This is a genomic window from Salipiger sp. H15 (assembly GCF_040409955.1).
In the GTDB taxonomy this organism is placed as follows: Bacteria; Pseudomonadota; Alphaproteobacteria; order Rhodobacterales; family Rhodobacteraceae; genus Salipiger.
Window position 1 is genome coordinate 1,872,513 of record NZ_CP123384.1, and the last position, 15,333, is coordinate 1,887,845.

Annotated in this window: 14 protein-coding genes; 3 read left to right on the top strand and 11 right to left on the bottom strand. The window is 69.5% G+C overall.

The features are described 5' to 3' along the window. Nucleotides 1-38: 38 nt before the first annotated feature. On the top strand, nucleotides 39-824 hold the full coding sequence (locus PVT71_RS09165; protein WP_353471481.1) for a pyrroline-5-carboxylate reductase dimerization domain-containing protein: 786 nt from the start codon (nucleotides 39-41) through the stop codon (nucleotides 822-824). Here PVT71_RS09165 and PVT71_RS09170 read toward each other — a convergent pair. The 11 genes from PVT71_RS09170 to PVT71_RS09220 all read right to left on the bottom strand — a co-directional run bounded on the left by PVT71_RS09170 (nucleotide 821) and on the right by PVT71_RS09220 (nucleotide 11,342). Beyond that, nucleotides 821-1,330: a prepilin peptidase gene (locus PVT71_RS09170; protein ID WP_353471482.1), complete on the bottom strand. Its 510-nt coding sequence runs from the start codon at nucleotides 1,328-1,330 to the stop codon at nucleotides 821-823. The two genes, PVT71_RS09165 and PVT71_RS09170, sit on opposite strands and share 4 nt — an antisense overlap. 10 nt (nucleotides 1,331-1,340) lie before the next feature. After that, the gene (locus PVT71_RS09175) at nucleotides 1,341-2,201 is read right to left on the bottom strand and encodes a tetratricopeptide repeat protein (protein ID WP_353471483.1); all 861 of its coding nucleotides are present in this window, start codon (nucleotides 2,199-2,201) and stop codon (nucleotides 1,341-1,343) included. Between the two features lie 68 nt (nucleotides 2,202-2,269). After that, nucleotides 2,270-2,857 (bottom strand): tetratricopeptide repeat protein, encoded by a 588-nt coding sequence (locus tag PVT71_RS09180; RefSeq protein ID WP_353471484.1) that lies wholly within the window; start codon nucleotides 2,855-2,857, stop codon nucleotides 2,270-2,272. A 4-nt stretch (nucleotides 2,858-2,861) separates the two neighbouring features. Further along, the gene (locus PVT71_RS09185) at nucleotides 2,862-3,833 is read right to left on the bottom strand and encodes a type II secretion system F family protein (RefSeq protein ID WP_353471485.1); all 972 of its coding nucleotides are present in this window, start codon (nucleotides 3,831-3,833) and stop codon (nucleotides 2,862-2,864) included. A gap of 10 nt (nucleotides 3,834-3,843) precedes the next feature. Continuing rightward, complete coding sequence (locus PVT71_RS09190) at nucleotides 3,844-4,809, bottom strand: type II secretion system F family protein (protein ID WP_353471486.1); 966 nt, start codon at nucleotides 4,807-4,809, stop codon at nucleotides 3,844-3,846. A gap of 3 nt (nucleotides 4,810-4,812) precedes the next feature. After that, the gene (locus PVT71_RS09195) at nucleotides 4,813-6,264 is read right to left on the bottom strand and encodes a CpaF family protein (RefSeq protein WP_353471487.1); all 1,452 of its coding nucleotides are present in this window, start codon (nucleotides 6,262-6,264) and stop codon (nucleotides 4,813-4,815) included. 12 nt (nucleotides 6,265-6,276) lie between these two features. Continuing rightward, nucleotides 6,277-7,530: an AAA family ATPase gene (locus PVT71_RS09200; RefSeq protein ID WP_353471488.1), complete on the bottom strand. Its 1,254-nt coding sequence runs from the start codon at nucleotides 7,528-7,530 to the stop codon at nucleotides 6,277-6,279. Nucleotides 7,531-7,733: 203 nt separating this feature from the next. Further along, complete coding sequence (locus PVT71_RS09205) at nucleotides 7,734-8,399, bottom strand: OmpA family protein (RefSeq protein ID WP_353471489.1); 666 nt, start codon at nucleotides 8,397-8,399, stop codon at nucleotides 7,734-7,736. 4 nt (nucleotides 8,400-8,403) lie between these two features. After that, complete coding sequence (locus tag PVT71_RS09210) at nucleotides 8,404-9,822, bottom strand: type II and III secretion system protein family protein (protein WP_353471490.1); 1,419 nt, start codon at nucleotides 9,820-9,822, stop codon at nucleotides 8,404-8,406. 202 nt (nucleotides 9,823-10,024) lie between these two features. Continuing rightward, a complete protein-coding gene (gene cpaB, locus PVT71_RS09215) occupies nucleotides 10,025-10,882 on the bottom strand; it encodes a Flp pilus assembly protein CpaB (RefSeq protein ID WP_353471491.1) in 858 nt (285 codons plus the stop codon). 277 nt (nucleotides 10,883-11,159) lie between these two features. Beyond that, nucleotides 11,160-11,342 (bottom strand): hypothetical protein, encoded by a 183-nt coding sequence (locus PVT71_RS09220; protein ID WP_353471492.1) that lies wholly within the window; start codon nucleotides 11,340-11,342, stop codon nucleotides 11,160-11,162. A gap of 503 nt (nucleotides 11,343-11,845) precedes the next feature. Between PVT71_RS09220 and PVT71_RS09225 the strand changes: the two genes are divergently transcribed. Both PVT71_RS09225 and hrpB read left to right on the top strand, forming a co-directional pair. Beyond that, a complete protein-coding gene (locus PVT71_RS09225; RefSeq protein ID WP_353473860.1) occupies nucleotides 11,846-12,685 on the top strand; it encodes a lytic transglycosylase domain-containing protein in 840 nt (279 codons plus the stop codon). 133 nt (nucleotides 12,686-12,818) lie between these two features. Continuing rightward, nucleotides 12,819-15,263 carry an ATP-dependent helicase HrpB gene (gene hrpB / locus PVT71_RS09230; RefSeq protein ID WP_353471493.1) on the top strand — a complete coding sequence of 815 codons (2,445 nt, stop codon included), beginning with the start codon at nucleotides 12,819-12,821 and terminating at the stop codon, nucleotides 15,261-15,263. Nucleotides 15,264-15,333: the final 70 nt, after the last annotated feature.

The following is a 15,333-nucleotide window of genomic DNA, read 5'->3' on the forward strand; positions in this document are numbered from 1 at the left end:
GGTGTCGGAGGCTGCCGGGAAAGAACGGGGAGACGCGCATGTCGACGGGGATGACGGTGGGGGTGATCGGCGGCACCGGGATGTTGGGCCGGAGCCTGGTGGCGGCGCTGCTCGACAGCGGTGTGGTGCGGCCGGAGCACCTCTGGGTCGCCAACCGCTCGGGCGCGCGCGGCGATCTGCCCGAGGCGGTGCGGGTGACGGCGCGGGCGCAGGAGCTGGCCGATGCCTGCGACGCGGTGATCCTGTCGGTGCCGCCCGCGCTCTTTGCCGCGCTCGAGCTGCGGGCGCCGGACGCGCTGGTGATCTCGGTCATGGCCGGGGTGAGCCGGGCGCGGATCGCTGGGCAGACCGGGGCGCGGCGCATCGCCCGCGCGATGTCGAGCCCGGCGGCGTCGCGGCGTCGAGCCTTCTCGCCCTGGTGCGGCGATCTGCCTGCCGAGGACCGCGCGCTGGTCGAGACCCTGCTCGGCGCCTGCGGAAGCACCGCCGAGGTCGCCGACGAGGCGCAGATCGAGGTCTTCACCGCGATGACCGGGCCGGTGCCGGGGTTCGTGGCGCAGTTTGCCGCCTGCATGGCGGATTACGCGGCACGGCGCGGCGTGGCGCCGGAGGTCGCCGAGGCGGCGGTCCGGCAGCTTTTCCTCGCGGCGGGGGAGATGCTGGCCTGGGACGGGCCCGCGCCGTGCGAGCACGTGCGCGAGATGGTCGACTATGCCGGGACCACGGCGGCGGGGCTGCTGGCCCTGCAGGAGGCGGGCTTGCAGCGGGTGATCGACGACGGGCTCGACGCGGCGGTCGCCCGCACCCGCGCGATCGGGACCTAGGGCGACAGCGGCGCGCCGTAGAGCGCGCCGAGCAGCAGGTAGAGCCCCAGCGTGCCGGCGAGCGCGAGCCCCATGGGGAAGCGGCTGCCGCTTTCCCAGCTCTTCCAGTCCGGCGCCAGCCTGCGCAGCGGAGAGGCGCGCACCAGCCGGTGCGTGACGAAGGCCGCGAGCAGCGTCGCGGCAAAGAGCGCCATGACGAAACGCAGGTCGCCAAGGTGGATGAATGGCGCGGCGGCGGCGGCGAATTTCGCGTCCCCCGCGCCGACCGCGCCGCCGGCGTTGAGCGCGATGCCCGCGACCAGCACGGCAAGCATCTGCACGTAGCGCCAGGCGTAGTCGCCGAGCGGCAGGACGAACGGGCCGAGGATCACGAAGATCGCGAAGAGGGTGACCACCGCCTTGTTCAGGATCCGCATGTACTTCATGTCGGTGAAGCAGACCCAGAAGCAGACCAGCAGGGTCGGCGGGAGGAACCAGAGCGCGGCGGATGCGGGGATCACCAGCATGGCCTCCGCCTCAATTCGTTACCGTGCCTTCCAGCGCGTCGAGGGCGCGGGCGGCGGCTTCGAAATGCTGCGGGTGCGTCTCCAGCGCGTCGCGCAGCAGCCCCTTGCCGATCTCCACGTCGCCGCGCTTGACCGCGGCCAGCCCCAGCGTCTGCAGGAGCTCGGCGCGCTCGATCTGGGTCATCTGCATGACCGGCAGCGTGTAGTTCCCCTGCGCGCCGCGGGCGAGCACGAGGTTGTTCTTGGCGGTGAAGAGCTTCGGGTCCTGCCGGATGGCGTCGGCGAAGAGCTTCTCGGCCTCGGCGTAGTCGCCGCGCGAGAGCTTCGAGTAGCCCCAGTTGTTCAGCACCGAGGCGGGCTTGCTGGTGAGCCCCGTGGCGACCTCGTAGAAGCTGTCGGCCTTCTGCCATTCCTGGTGGCTGTCGGCGATCATCGCCTCGAGCCGGTAGCGCTGGAAGGTCTCGTGGGTGGGCGGGATGCCGTCCAGCACCTGCTCGGCCCGTTCCCAGTTGTTGTTGCGGATCAGCGCGTCGGCGAGCGAGACCCGGTCCTCGTTGGTCGAGCCCTCGTGGGCGATGACCTGGGTCCAGGCGGCGGTGGCCTCGGGGTAGCGCTTGGCGCGCACGAGCGACTTGGCAAGGCCGCGCTGGAAGTCGATGCGGGCGGGGTCCTGCTCGGCGCTGCGGGTGAAATAGGCCACGGCCTCGTCGGGATCGCCGGCGCTGAGCATCACCTCGGTCAGGCCCGCCCCGTCGATCGCGTTCACGTTGGAAAACTCGCGATCCACCGCGTCCTTGTCGATGTCCTTGCCGCAGGCGGACAGGGCGAGAAGGCCCGCCGCGAAGGCGATCAAAACATTCGGGTGGCGCATTTCCTGCGTCCTTTTGCTGCTCTTGCCTCTTGCGCTGGCCCCTGCGGCACCCCTCTGCGGAGGCAATCTCAGGACGCGCGCCGGATCAGGAAACTGCCGCTGCCCCGGCGAACCAGCCTATAGTCTTGATTTTGCGCCGGATCATACCCGGTGTCGTCGAGTTTTGCGAGCGCCAAGCGCAGATTGTCGCGAATTGCGTCACTTTCGCCATTGTCGAGCCCGTAGGCCCTGCGGAAGATCTCGGCGGCTTCGCCGGTCTGGCCGCTCTCGATCAACACCACGCCGAGATTGTTCCACGCCTCGGGCCAGGTCGGTTCGACTTCGACGGCGCGGCGCAGCAGCGTCTCGGCCTGGCCCAGCCGCCCCAGCGCGAGGTTGGCCGAGCCGAGCGAGCTCAGCACCTCCGCGGTGAGCCCGTCGCGGCCGGCGGCGCGGGTGTAGGCCTCGAGCGCCAGCTCCGCCTCGCCCGCCTGCATCAGCCGGTGGCCGACGAGCAACTGGTCGACATCCTCGCCGCGCGGATCGAGCGCCGGGGCATAGGGCGTGCCGCTTTCCTGCCGCAGCGTGTCGGGGGCGCCGAAACCACCAAGGCCGCCCGAGGAACAGGCGGCCAGGCAGAGCAGTGCGGCGATGGCCCGGACCGGGCGTGAGGACATTCGGTCATTTCCCCATGGTTGCAAGCTTTCCGAGGCCGACGAGCGACGGACCGACCAGGATGATCATCAGCGGCGGCACGGTCAGCATCATAGTGGTGAGCGTCATCTTTGTCGGCAGCTTGTTCGCCTTTTCCTCGGCGCGCATGACTCTTTTGTCACGCATCTCGCCGGCGTAGACGCGCAGCGCGTCGGCGATCGAGGTGCCGAAGCTGGCCGCCTGGTTCAGCACGACGACGAAGGACGAGACGTCGTGCACACCGCAGCGCTCGCCCATGTCGAGCAGCACGGCCGATTTCTCCTTGCCCGCCTTCAGTTCGTTGCAGACGATCTCGAACTCGTCGGCCAGCGCGGCATAGGAGGCGCGCAGCTCGCGCGCGACGCGGTTGATCGACTGGTCGAGCGACTGGCCGGCTTCGACGCAGACGAGCATCATGTCGAGCGCGTCGGGGAAGCCTTCCTCGATCTGCTGGTGACGCTCGGCGATGCGGCGGGTGATCCAGTATTTCGGCGCCATGTAGCCCGCGGCGCCGGGGCCGAGGATCCACATAAGCTTCTGGTGCAGCGGCGTGTCGGGCGTGTCGAGCACCGTCAGGTAGTAGACGGTCCCGATCGCCAGCAGGCCGAGCCCCAGCACCATCTGCGCGAGGTAGTAGATCCGCACCGCATCGCGCGAGCGGTAGCCGGCCTGCAGCAGCTTCTTGCGGGCCGCGCCGAGTTCCTCCTCGGTGCTGGGCTCGAGGTACTGGGCGTACTTGTTCAGCTTCTCGTTGCGCCGGGTGTCGCGCAGCACGGCGCGCGTGTCCTTCTCCATCTTCTGGCGCGCGGTCTCGCGCAGCTTGTCCATGGGATCGGCGCGCGAGCCCAGCATCAGCGGAATGCTGGCGAGGATCATCACGAAGGCAAGTCCGGCGATCACCATCAGCGGGCCGGCCGGGCCGAGCTTCGCGATGATCAGGCTGTTGAGCGTGTCGAGCATGGCGGCGTCCTCAGACCTTGATGTTCACCAGGATGCGCATGACGATCAGGTTCAGGACCAGGAAGATCGCCACCGCGAAACAGGCGGGGATGAAGAAGGGGTGGTCGATGACCTCGTCGTAGTAGTTCGGGTCGAGCACCTGGATCGCGAGCAGCACGAAGACCGGGAACCCCGACAGGAACTTGCCGGACCATTGCGCCTCGGCGGTGATCGCCTTGACCCGCCGGAACAGGCGGAAGCGCGCGCGGATCACCTTGGCGAGGCCCTCGAGGATCTCGGCGAGGTTGCCGCCCGACTGCTGCTGGATGCTGACCGCGACGGCGAGGAAGCGCAGGTCCTGCATGTCGAGCCGCTCGGCCATCTGCTTGAGCGCCTCGCCGATGTCGCGGCCATAGGTGGCCTCGTCGGAGATCACCCCGAACTCGGTGGCGAGCGGGTCCTTGATCTCCTTCGAGACGATGCTGATCGCCGAGCTGAACGGGTAGCCCACGCGCAGGCTGCGCACCATCAGCTCGACGGCGTCCGGCAGCTGCTCCTCGATCAGGCCGAGGCGCTTCTTGGCCTTGCCGTTGACCCACATGTAGACGCCGCCGACGCCGATCCCGATCCCCATCACGATGCGCACCGGCAGCGAGGCCTGCGTGCCGAGCGACAGCGCGAAGAAGGCGAAGACGCTGACGCCGCCCATGATCATGATCAGCTGCCGGGGGGTGAAGGCGAGCGCCGCCTTCTGCGCCCGGTCGGCGAGCAGCGAGTAGAGCGGGATCCCCCGGTTGTTGCGGTGCTGGTCCATCTCCTTGCGCAGCGTCGCGAGGACGTCCTCGCGCGAGGCATTCTTGTTCAGCATCTCCAGCCGGCGGTTCACCTTGCTGTTGAGGCTGATCGACTTGCCGAAGGCCACGAGGTAGATGCCCTCGACCAGGACCAGGACCCCGATGAAGATCAGGCCGTAGATGATCGGTTCTGCGCTGAGCATGGCTTACTCCGGGCGGAAGGGTTCGTAGATCGAGGGCGGGATGTCGTAGCCCCACATGCGGAAGCGCTCCGAGAAGTGGCTGCGCACGCCGGTGGCGGTGAAATGCCCGAGGATCTTGTTGTCCGGGGTCAGGCCGACGCGCTGGTAGCGGAAGATCTCCTGCATCGAGATCACGTCGCCCTCCATGCCGGTGATCTCGGTGATCGAGGTCATCCGGCGCGAGCCGTCCTGCAGGCGGCTGGCCTGCACGAGGATGTTCACCGCCGAGGAGATCTGGCTGCGCATCGCCTTCAGCGGCATCTCGACCCCGGCCATGGCGATCATGTTCTCGAGGCGCGAGATGGCGTCGCGCGGGTTGTTGGCGTGGATCGTGGTCATCGAGCCGTCGTGGCCGGTGTTCATCGCCTGCAGCATGTCGATCACCTCCTCGCCGCGCGTCTCGCCGACGATGATGCGGTCGGGGCGCATCCGCAGCGCGTTCTTGAGGCAGTCGCGCGGGGTGACCGCGCCCTTGCCCTCGACGTTCGGCGGGCGGCTTTCCATGCGACCCACATGGGTCTGCTGGAGCTGGAGTTCGGCGGTGTCCTCGATGGTCAGGATGCGTTCGCTGTCGTCGATGAAGGACGAGAGCGCGTTGAGCGTGGTGGTCTTGCCCGAGCCGGTCCCGCCCGAGACGATGACGTTGAGGCGCGTCGCGACGGCGGCCTGAAGGTAGACGGCCATCTCCTCGGTGAAGGCGCCGAACTGCACGAGGTCGTCGATGCCGAGCTTGTCCTTCTTGAACTTCCGGATCGACACCAGCGAGCCGTCGACCGCGATCGGCGGCACCATGGCGTTGAAGCGCGAGCCGTCGGCGAGGCGGGCGTCGACATAGGGGTTGGATTCATCGACCCGGCGGCCCACGGCCGACACGATCTTGTCGATGATCCGCATCAGGTGGCGCTCGTCCTTGAAGGTCACGTCCGAGAGCTGCAGCTTGCCGCTGCGTTCGACGAAGATCTGGTGCGGCCCGTTGACGAGGATGTCCGAGACCGTTTCGTCCTTGAGCAGGGTCTCGAGCGGACCGAGGCCCTTGACCTCGTCATAGAGCTCCTGGTTGAGCGTGCCGCGTTCCTCGCGGTTGAGCACGATGCCCTTTTCCTGCAGCGATTCCGAGGCGATGGCGGCGATCTCCTCGCGCAGCTCGCTTTCGCTCGCCTGGTCGATGGCAGCCAGGTTCAGGTTGTCGAGCAGGGCGCGGTGCAGCTCGAGCTTGATCTCGCCCATGCGCTCCTTGCGCTTCTTCTCGCGGTCCTGCGGCGTCACCTCGGCGGCCCGTTTCGGGGCGGGCTTGCGCATCGACTGCGCCCGCGCGGCGGTGTCGACCGGAACCATCTGCGGCTTCGGCGCCTCGGCCGGCGCGGCGGCGGCGGTCGGGGCGGGCTGGGACGTGGGTTTCTTGTAACGCGAGAACATTGCGGGCTCCTATCACGCGGCTTCCGCAGCCGACTGGCCGATGGCGTAGAGCTCGGCGGCCAGCTTGGCGATTTCCTTGCGCAGCGGGTTCTTGCCCGCCTGCCTGGCCAGCGGCAGACCATGGTCGCCGGCCATCTGGACCTGCTTGCCGCCGTCGGGCAGGTACAGGCCGATCTCGATGCCGAGCCCCTCGGCCATGCGCTTGGCGCGGGCCTTGCCCTGGAGGTCGGTGAACTTCGGCGCGCGGTTCAGCGCGAAGCGCAGCTTGTCGAAGGGCAGGTCCTCGGATTGCAGCGCGCGCTTCAGGCGGATGGCGTTCTGCGCCGAGCGCATGTCGAGCTCGACCAGCGCGAAGTAGACCTGGGACTCGGTGAGGACCGTGTCGGTCCAGTGGGTGATCGCCTTTGGCAGGTCGACCACGACGAAATCGTAGTGCTCGCGCGCGGTGTCGAGCAGGCGCTTCACGTCCTCGGGCGAGAGCATGTCGAGCGGCAGCATGTCGGGCGGCGCGGTCAGCACGTGCAGACGGTCCTCGTAGGGGGTCAGCGCCTGGCCGAAGCTGTCGCCGTCCATCGAGGGGATGTCGCTCAGCAGCTCGAACACGGCGTCGCGGCGGGGCAGGTCGAGGTAGGTGGCGATCGCGCCGAACTGCAGGCTGAGGTCGATCAGGCACACGCGGGGGCCGCCCTGCTTGAGCACCGTGGCCAGCTCCCAGGCGAGGTTCACCGCAAAGGTCGTGGTGCCGCAGCCGCCGCAGAGGCCCTGCGCGGCGATCAGCACGCCGTCGCCGCCGCCCTTGAGCTTGACGCGCGCCTCGGCGGCGGGAACGGGGTCGAGCGCGCGGGCCGCGGCCTCGGCGCGGGCACGGAAGCGCGCGACCGCGGCGGCCAGCTCGCCCTCGGGCAGCGGGTAGGGGGCGAACTCGTCCGCGCCGCCGCGCAGCAGCTTGTGCAGCGCCGCCGGGGTCACGTCCTCGGCGATCAGCACCACCTTGATGCCACGCTCGGTGGCGCGGGCGATGATCTGGCCGAGCAGGGGAAGCGTGTCCTCGTCCTCGCTGTCGATGGCGAGGGCGATGAATTCCAGAGAGGCGGCGTCGGGCTGCCCGAGGAAGGTCAGCGCGTCGTCGAAGCCAAGGTCACCCCAGGCCTCGCCCATCAGCGCTTCCATGTCCTCGATGAGCAGGTCGAAGTTCTGCACGTCCCGGCTCACGGTGCAGGCCAGGATCGGCGCTGGGGCGGACTGCCGCTCGGGAGTTGTGGTCATTGTTCTTGTCCTTTGCCTCTCGCGGAAGGCTCAGGCCAAGGGCATGTCTCACGCGTTGCCGCCCCCTTGCCGCCCTTCGTTCACCCGACTCGGAAACCGCGCCGGGAACGATCCGCTGAAGGAGAAGGTGTCGGTCAAGTGGGGCAACATTTTGTCCGAAAAATCGTAATTGTACGGAATTGTCGGACGATCGGGGGTCGGTCTCAGCCGCCGCTACCGGCCTCGGTGATCGAACCTCCGGTCAGCACAGTCTCGGGTTGAGCGCTGCGGACGTATTCGCGGTAGATCACCTGCGCGTATTTGCCGTCGAGCAGCGCCGGGTGGCCGGCGACGAATCCCGAAACCTCGGTGATGGTCCGCCGGTTGCGCCGCTCGCGGCCCTCGGTGACGATGAGCGGCTGTGTTTCCCCGTAGGAAACGACGGCCTCGAGCCGCGAGGTGCTGATCCCGAGCGTCGAGAGGTAGCGCACCACGGCCTGCGCGCGGCGCAGGCCGAGCGACTGGTTGTAGCTGGCGCTGCCCACGAGGTCGGTGTGGCCGTAGACGCGGAAGCGGATCTCGGGGAACTGGCGGATCCAGTCGGCCTGTCGGCGCAGCACGGACTGCGCCTCGGCGTCGAGCACGCTGCTGTTGAAGGCGAAGGTGACCATGCTCGGCACCTCGGCGGCGAAGCGGGTCGAGAGGTCATGCACGTAGCCCTCCTGACCGGTCATCACCAGCGTGTTGGTCATCGTGGCATTGCCGAAGCTGCCGTCGTCGACGCCCGAGCCGCTCTCGTGGGTCGAGCAGGCTGCAAGCAGCGCGAGGCCGAGGGCCGCGGTTGCGGTGCGGACGGTCGCGGGGCCGGTCAGTCGCTGTCGTGCCTGCATCGGATCAATCCATCACATAGCCGTAGGAGCCGCTGAAGTCCTGCTTGGCGACCTCGCCCGCCGCGCCCTTGACCGGGCGGCTGCCCTCGGCGGCGGTGCGGCCGTAGAGGAAGAGGTCGCGTTCCGAGGGCGGCTTCACCCGGTCGGTGGGCAGCGCAAGCGCCTGTCCGCGGGTCGGGGTCACGAGATGCGGCGTCACGATGATCACCAGCTCGGACTGCTTGCGGCTGTACTCGGCGCTGCGGAAGAGCGCGCCCAGCACCGGCACGTCGCCGAGCCACGGCACTTGGCCGTTCACGTCGGTGAAGTCGTCCTGCAGCAGGCCGGCGATGGCAAAGCTCTCGCCGTCGCGCATCTCGACCGTGGTCGAGGTCTCGCGGCGGCGGAAGGCGTCGATGCGGATCTCGTCCTGCTGGAAGCCGTTGGTGGTGTCGATCGACGATACCGCCGCCTTCAGCTCGAGGTTGATGAGGTCGCCGTCGACGACGCGGGGGATGAAGTTGAGCTCGACGCCGAAGGGCTTGAACTCGACCGAGATCGTGCCCTCCTGCTGCGCCACGGGCACCGGGTATTCGCCGCCCGCGAGGAATTTCGCCTCCTGCCCCGACAGGGCGGTGAGGTTCGGCTCGGCCAGCGTGCGGACAACGCCCTTGGATTCCAGCGCCTCGAGCAGGATGCCCACCTCGAGCCCGCCGGCGTTGAAGCCGAAGACCGCGGCGCCCTCGGTGTCGGTGGCCACGGTCACCGGCGAGCCGAGGGTGTTCTCGCCGTCGAGCCAGCTGCCGGTCTCGGACGAAAGCCCGAGGTCGCCGCCGAGCAGGTCGCCGCCCAGCGACAGCGAGCTGCGCAGGGTCTTGGCGACCGAGCGCTGCATCTCGGCGAAGCGCACCTTCAGCATGACCTGCTGCACGCCGGCCACCGAGAGCAGGTTCGAGACCCGCTCGGGCGCGTAGCGCTCCGCGAGATCGAGCGCGCGGTCGAGCTTCTGGCTGCTCGACACGGTGCCCGAGAGCACGATGCCGTCGTTGGCGGTGCGCACCTCGATGTTCTCGCCCGGCAGGATCTGCTTCAGGCGCTCCTTGAACTCGGTGACGTCGGCGGCGACGCGCACGTCGACGTTGGTGATCAGGTGGCCCGACTCGTTGAGGATGGTCAGCGTGGTGGTGCCCGGCGTCTTGCCCAGCACGTAGATCGTCCGGTCCGACAGCGACGAGATGTCGGCGATCGCGGGGTTGGCGATGGAAAGCTCGGCAAAGGGCGTGTCGCTCTCGACCACGACGGCGCGGTTCATCGGCACGTTGAGCGTGCTCTCGGTGCCGGTGCGCACGACGCGCAGGCTCTCCGCCCGCAGCGGGGCGGGCAGGGCGGTCACGCTCAGCGCCAGCCCCAGCAGGGCCACCTTGAGGAAGCTGTCAGGTGTCATGTGACCTGCCTTTCGATCACGCCTCGGGAGCGGGTCGTGGCGCCCGCCTTTCGGGTACTCTGCGCGCAATCCCGTTTCCATGCAAGAATCAATGGGTTCGCAGCCGAGCCTGCTGTGGATCCGGGGCAACAACGGCGCCCGGACCCTAAAAAGGCAAAGGGGCGCCGTGCTGGCGCCCCTGGGTCAAGCCGTTGATTCCGGTTCAGTTCGTGCAGGGGATCGGGATCTCGGCGACTTCGCCGCCGCGGCGCACGCGGGTCTTGCAGGTCTCGGCGATCGCCTCCTTTTTCCGCTCCTCGGGCAGTTCGAGCCCGAGCATGACGCGCTGGTCGACCTCGATCACCTCGGCCACGGTGGTGTCGTTGGCGTTCATCAGCGACAGCGACAGCCGCCCGGTGCTCTGCGCCTGCGCAAGGCCGGCGATCTGCTGCGGGGTCGCCGCCACGGTCACCGAGCGGGCGATGTTCACGTCGGCATCCTCCATGTCGGCGGTCTGGTCGATGGCGATGAGCCGCACCCCGGCCTGGATCAGCTTGGTGAACTCGCCGCGGGAGCGGTCGGCGTCCTCGGTCGGCATGCGGCCGGTCCAGTAGACGTCGACCCGGTCGCCGGGGCGCAGGAAGCCCGACACGCCGGTGTGCACGTCGACCTTGATGGCAAAGGCGCGCTGGCCGGGCTGCAGTCGCGAGGTGAGGCCGGCATCGCCGCCGGGCTCGCTCACCTTGGAGGGCACCACCGCCTCGAACTTCTCGAGCGGGCGCATGGCGACGCGCGGCGCGTCCCCCTCGGCAAAGAGCGGCATGCTCTCGTCGAAGGCGTTCTCGGGGAGGATCTCGACGGGCCAGGGGGCAAGCCGGACATCCTCGGCGGTGACCATCTCGCCATGCGCGATGGCGCGGGTGGTCACGTAGATCTGCTTGGTCGGCACCGCCTTGACGGCCTTGGCGCGCTCCTGATCCAGCGCCGTCTGGTAGGCGCCGATGTAATTCTTGGCCAGGTGAACGGCGAAGCCGGCAAGGCCGAGCCCCGCGATCAGAACCAGTCCGAATACCAGTCGCATGTCTGTCCCTCTCGATAGGAGGCCGGCCCGGCCCCGCTCGCTGTTGCACGGGTTTCCCGCGCGCGTCCAATGGTCTTGTTACGCGCCGATTGTGGTGAAAGAAGGCCGGTTCTGGGCCTTCACGGCGGCGCATTCCCGGGTTTCCCGCGGATCGCGCGGTGCCGGGAAAGGGCTCCGCGGCTCCGTCTCAACCAATGAAGAAGACCGCCGCCGGGCTGCAGCCTGGCGGCGGTCCAATGTCACGTGGTGATGTCCCTGCCGTGCCGGCAGAGGCCGATCACTCGCCGGCGACTGCGGTGCCGAGGTTGGTGCCGACGGTGCCGAGCGCCGAGGTCAGGTTCTCGTCGATCAGCGAGTAGGCGCCAGCGGCCATGGCCACCACGGCGGCGGTCAGCACAACCCAGTCAACGGTGACTGCGCCGTCGTCGTTCTTGCGGAAGGTTTTGATGAATTTCAGCATTGTCTCTCTCCGTTAATCCAATTTTGCCCATTCTCAACCGCTTCGGGACTGTGTGGTGGGCCTCTCTCATTGCCCTGTCCCTTGCGGCCTGACACCAATAAAGCCCCCCGAATGAGGCGGGACTTTGGCGCAATCGGATTGTTTTTGCAGTACGGAAAGAATTTTGCAGTCCATGGGTAACATGTTGACAACAAACAGATTTGATGGGGGATTTCCCGGCATTCTGGCAAAACCGCGCCACGCTGTGGGGTTCGGGACGCATATTTCTGCGCGTATCGCGGACAATCTTGGTTGACAGCACAATCTGTGCGAGACTCGGCTTCACGTCGTCGACAAGGGCCGCAGGCGATCGGCCCTTCGGACACAACGAGTCGGCGGGCAGCGATCCGGCGAAGACCGGATGGATGAAGGCCGGCCATGAGAAGACCGGCCATGAGAAGACCGGCGACTAGAAGACCGGGCAGATGAGGCGAGCAGTGACCGCAGGCGCGATCCGACCCACCATGCTACGCGCCTCCGTCGCGGCGGCGGTGCTGGTGCTCGGCCTGCTCGCGGCGCCCGCCCCGGCCGAGACGCCCGCGCCCTTCCCGGATTTCTCGGCAAAGCGGGTGACCCCGCCGAAGCCCGGCACGAAGAAGCGCATCACCGTGCAGATCGTCGCGCCGCCGCCGAAACCCGTGCCGATCGCGCCCGCGCCCGCCCCGGACACTCCGGCACCCGGATCCGGGCCGGGCCGGGCCGAGGGCACGGGCAGCTACGACTGGTTCTGGCAGGCGGTCTCGCCGGCGCTCTCGGCCTCGGGCCCGGGCCGGCTCGAGCCGGCGCTGCTCAAGCTCGGCAATCCACCGCAGGGCGGGGGGGTGCGCACGCCGCGGCTGCAGCAGCTGCAGGACATCGCCGCGCGCCACGGCATCGAGCTGCTCAAGGCCACGGTCGGCACCCGCGTCTCGCCCGCGCTCGCGCTCGCGGTGATGGCGGTGGAATCGGGCGGGCGCAGCGATGCGGTCAGCCGGGCCGGGGCGCAGGGGCTGATGCAGCTCATGCCCGCCACCGCCGCGCGCTTCGGCGTCGCCAACGCGCTCGACCCGGTGCAGAACATCCGCGGCGGCGTCGCCTTCCTCGATTTTCTCATGGAGCGCTTCGACGGCGATCCGATCCTCGTGCTGGCGGGCTACAACGCCGGCGAGAACTCGATCCCCCAGTACCAGGGCGTGCCTCCCTATGCCGAGACCCGCGACTACGTGCCCAAGGTGCTCGCCGCCTTCACCGTCGCCAAGGGGCTCTGCCTGACCCCGCCGCAACTGATCTCCGACGGCTGCGTCTTCCGCGTCGCCGCCCGCTGAGCCCTTCTTCTTTTCGAAAATACGCCGGGGGAGGCGCGCGCAGCGCGGCGGGGGCGGAGCCCCCTTGCGGCTCATACCCCACGGCTCGCCTGACCACTCGACCTGCGCGCCGCGATCCCGCATAACCGCGCGCATGGATCACCTGCCCATCGACGCCGCCCTTCCCGAGCTTCTCTCCGCCCTGCGCGCGCGCGGCCGCGCCGTGCTGCAGGCCCCGCCCGGCGCCGGCAAGACCACCCGCGTGCCGCTGGCCATGCTCGAGGCCGGGCTGACCCCGGGACGCATCGTCATGCTCGAGCCGCGCCGGCTGGCCGCCCGCGCCGCCGCCACGCGCATGGCCGAGACACTGGGCGAGGCACCGGGCGAGACCGTGGGCTACCGCATCCGGGGCGAGAGCAAGACCTCGAAGGCGACCCGCATCGAGGTGGTGACCGAGGGCATCCTCACCCGCATGATCCAGTCCGACCCCGAGCTCGCGGGCGTCGGCGCGGTGATCTTCGACGAATTCCACGAACGCTCGCTCAACGCCGATCTCGGCCTCGCGCTCTGCCTCGAGATCGCCGGGGCGCTGCGCGACGACCTGATCCTGCTCGCCATGTCCGCGACGCTCGACGCGGGGCCGGTGGGCGAGCTGATGCAGGCCCCGGTGGTGACCTCCGAGGGCCGCAGCTTCCCGGTCGAGCCGCGCTGGCTCGAGCGCTCCGTGCCGAAGACCCAGCGCTTCGAGCAGGCGATGGCCGATCTCATCGCGCAGGCGGCGGCCGAGACCGAGGGGGGAATCCTCGCCTTCCTGCCGGGCGAGGGCGAGATTCGCTGCGCCGAGTCGCTGCTGAAGACCCGCCTGCCGAAGGACGTCACCATTCGGCCGCTCTTCGGCGCCATGGATTTCGCCGCGCAGCGCGCCGCGATCCGGCCCGAGGGGCAGGGGCGCAAGCTGGTGCTCGCCACCTCGATCGCCGAGACCTCGCTCACCATCGAGGACATCCGCGTGGTGGTCGACGGCGGCCGCGCCCGGCGCGCGCGCTTCGATCCCGGCTCGGGCATGTCGCGGCTGGTGACCGAGAAGGTCACCCGCGCCGAGGCCACCCAGCGGGCCGGCCGCGGCGGGCGCGTCGCCCCGGGAATCGCCTACAAGCTCTGGACAAGGGGCGAGGAGGGCGCGCTGCAGGCCTTCCCCCCCGCCGAGATCGAGACCGCCGACCTTGCCGGGCTGGCGCTGGAGCTGGCGCTCTGGGGCGCGACGCCCGAGGACCTGCCCTTCCTCACCCCGCCGCATCCCGGCGCCTTCGCCGAGGCACAGGCGTTGCTCGCGATGCTCGGCGCGCTGGGTGGGGACGGGCGCATCACCGCCCACGGCCGCAGGCTTGCCCGCCTGCCGCTGCACCCTCGGCTCGCGCACATGCTGAGCCTCGCCGGCCCCGAGGCCGCGCCGCTCGCCGCGCTTTTGGCCGAGCGCGATCCGCTGCGCGGCGCGCCCTCCGACCTCGGCTTCCGGCTCGAGGCGATCCGCGACCTGCGCCGCTTCACCGAGACCCGCCCCTACGAGGTCACCCGCGCCGCGCTGGAGCGCATCAAGCTCGAGGCGAAGCGCCTCGCCCGCGCCGCCGGGGAGGGGCAGGGCGAGCGGCTCTCGCCCGCCGCGCAGGCGGCGCTCGCCTATCCCGACCGCATCGGGCTGCGCCGCAAGGGCGATGCGCCGCGCTACCAGCTCTCGGGCGGCAAGGGCGCGGTGATGGACGAGGGCGATCCGTTGGCGCAGACCCGGCTCATCGTCGTCACCGACACCGACGGCAACCCGCGCGAGGCGCGCATCCGCCAGGCCATCCCCATCGCCGAATCGGAGCTGCGCGCGCTCTTCGCCGAGCAGATCGGCTGGCACGAGCTCTGCGAATGGTCGAAGCGCGACCGCCGGGTCATCGCCCGGCAGCAGGAGCGGTTCGGCGTGCTCGCCCTCGATGACCGGCAGTGGAAGGACGCGCCCGCCGAGGCGATCTCGCGCGCCATGCTGGATGGCGTGCGCGAGCTCGGCATTTCGCTCTCGGACGCCGCCCGCCGCTTCTGCGCGCGGGTCGAGATCGGCCGCGCCGCCGGGCTCGACCTGCCGGACATGGGGCCGGAGGCGCTGATGGCCGGGATCGACGACTGGCTGCTGCCCTTCCTCGGCGGGGTGAAGAGCGCCGAGGACTGGAAACGCTTCGACCTGCTGCCCGCCCTGCGCGCAAGGCTCGACTGGGGCCAGGCGCAGGCGCTCGACGCCTCGGTGCCGGGCCGGTTCACCACGCCGCTCGGGCGCGAGATCCCGATCGACTATTCCGGCCAGCACCCCGAGATCACCCTGCGCATCCAGGAGATGTTCGGCCAGCGCACCCATCCCATGGTCGGCAGGGTGCCGCTGCGGGTCACGCTGCTCTCGCCGGCGCAGCGGCCGGTGCAGACCACCATGGACCTGCCGGGCTTCTGGGCCGGCTCCTACGCCGACGTGCGCAAGGACATGAAGGCGCAGTACCCGCGCCACCCCTGGCCCGAGGACCCGCGCGAGGCCGACCCCACGCTGCGCGCCAAGCCGCGCGGCACCTGAGCCGCCGCCGCTTCTTCTCTTTCCAAATACGCCGGGGGTGAATTGGCCGAAGGCCAAGAGGGGGCAGCGC